The sequence below is a fragment of the Streptomyces sp. SID3212 genome (assembly GCF_009865405.1).
Lineage (GTDB): Bacteria > Actinomycetota > Actinomycetes > Streptomycetales > Streptomycetaceae > Streptomyces.
In genome coordinates this window covers 1-2,341 of the sequence record NZ_WWJY01000916.1, presented here as the reverse complement: position 1 = coordinate 2,341, position 2,341 = coordinate 1, and the positions used below count along the sequence as shown (strand labels likewise).

At 74.1% G+C, this 2,341-nt stretch carries 1 protein-coding gene; it reads left to right on the top strand.

Going from position 1 to position 2,341, the window contains the following annotated elements; translation table 11 throughout:
* Positions 1–41 precede the first annotated feature (41 nt).
* Positions 42–2,341 (top strand): beta-ketoacyl synthase N-terminal-like domain-containing protein (locus GT042_RS27465; RefSeq protein WP_345943944.1); only part of this gene is annotated, 2,300 nt, incomplete at its 3' end.

The following is a 2,341-nucleotide window of genomic DNA, read 5'->3' as shown; positions in this document are numbered from 1 at the left end:
CGCTCGCCCCCGCCGCGCCAGGCGCCCCCGCGGCCGGGTCCGTGCCCCTCACGGCGGCGGTCACGCCGGACCGGGTACGGGCCGCCGTGGTCTCCGGGATAGGCGAGGTGCTCGGGGTCTCCGCGCACGACGTGGACTTCGCCGACCACCTCAGCGACTACGGCTTCGACTCCGTGAGCGTGCTGACCCTGGCCGTCCGTCTGGAGACCGATCTGGGGGTGCCGGTCAGCCCCACCGTCCTGTACGCCGCACCGGATCTCGCCGGTCTGGTGGAGCTCATCGCCACGGCCGGACCCGGTGCGACGAATCCGGTGCTCCCGGGGCGGACACCGGCCGCCGGATCCGCCCCGGTCCCACCGGTGCCCGTCCCGGTTCCCGAGCCCGTGCCGGCGTCCTCGGCACCGGACCCGGCACCGGACCCGCTTCCGGACCCGGTTCCGGCGCCCGTCGAGCGGACCGGCGTCGTGGCCGCTTCCCGTACCGGTCCCGAGCCCGTCGCGATCGTGGGCATGGCCGGCGCCTTTCCCGGCAGCCCCGACCTGGAGACCTTCTGGGCCAACCTGATCGCGGGCCGCGATCTGGTGGGCACCGTCCCGGCCGGGCGCCCGGACGAGGCGGCTCCCGGGGGAATCGGCGGCTTCCTGAGCGACATCGACCACTTCGACGCCGAATTCTTCCGGATCTCGCCCCGTGAGGCCGGCCTCATGGACCCCCAGCACCGGCTCTTCCTGCAAACGGCCTGGCGGGCCGTGGAGGACGCGGGCCACGACCCGCTCGGGCTCGCCGGCAGCGACACGGGAGTGTTCGTCGGCGTCGCCTCGTCGGAGTACTCGCAGCTTCTGCTCGCCCGCGGTGTTCCGGTCGACGGGCAGATGGCGACCGGCAACGAACACAGCATGCTGGCCAACCGCCTCTCCTTCCTGCTCGACCTGCACGGCCCGAGCGAGCCGGTGGACACCGCCTGCTCCAGCAGTCTGGTGGCCGTCCACCGTGCGGTCCGGGCGATCCAGGACGGCGACTGCTCGGCCGCCCTGGCAGGCGGTGTCAACCTCATCCTGAACACCAACGGTTTCCAGGCCTTCGGCAGTTCGGGGATGCTCGCCGCCGACGGGCGCTGCAAGAGCTTCGACCACCGGGCGGACGGCTACGCGCGGGGCGAGGGCGTCGGCACGCTGTTCCTCAAGTCCCTCAGCCGCGCGGAGGCGGACGGCGACGCGATCCACGCGGTGATCCTGGGCAGCGCCGTCAACCACGGCGGGCGAGCCACCTCCCTCACGGCGCCCTCCCCGACGGCCCAGGCCGCCGTGATCAGCGGCGCACTCCGGCGTGCCGGGGTCGGGGCCGACACGATCGGTTACGTCGAGGCGCACGGCACCGGCACGGTGCTCGGTGACCCCATCGAACTGCAAGGTCTCACCAGGGCATTCAGGCAGAGCGGGTGGAACGGCTCGGCGCGTGACTGCGCACTCGGCACGGTGAAGACCAACGTCGGTCATCTGGAGACCGCGGCGGGCGTCGCGGGCGTCATCAAGACCGTTCTCGCCATGCGGCACCGCATGCTACCGCCCCTGCTGCACCTGGACCGCCCCAACCCGCTGCTGGAACTGGAGAGCAGCCCGTTCCACCTGGTGGACACCGCCCGCCCCTGGGACAGCCGCACCGTGGACGGCCGGGAGGAGCCGCGCCGGGCCGGTGTCAGCTCCTTCGGCTTCGGCGGCGCCAACGCCCATGTGGTGCTGGAGGAGTACCGCGGCCGGCCACTCGCACCCGCCGCCCCGGCGCCCCGGCTCGTCGTGCTGAGCGCCGTCCACGAGGAGCAGCTGACCGAGTACGCCGCCGACCTGCTGGCGCACGTCGAACGGGCCCTGTTCCGGGGTGCCGACGGGGACGCCGATCTGGCCGATCTGGCCTGGACCCTCCAGACCGGACGCCCCGAACTGCCCTGCCGACTGGCCCTGGTGGCATCCAGCAGGCAGGAACTCACCGCCCTGCTGCGCGCCGTGGTCGAGGGAGCCGTACCCTCCGACGGCAGCGTCGCGCTCGGCCGGGCCGACGGCGGGGCCGACATCGCGGCGCTCGTAGGCCCGGATCCCGCGCGACTGCTCGCCTCGGGAGCGGAAGAGGGCCTGCGCCGCATCGGCTCCCTCTGGGTGCGCGGAGCGACGACGGACTGGTCGGCGCTGCACGGCGGCGGACGCCGACCGGTCAGGCTGCACCTGCCGACCTATCCGTTCGCCCGGCACCGCCACTGGCTTCCCGGGACCGCGGTCACGACGGCGCCGACGGTCTCCGTGGCGCCGCCGCCCGCCGCCGAGCCGGTGCTCGAGACCCGGCCGGAGCC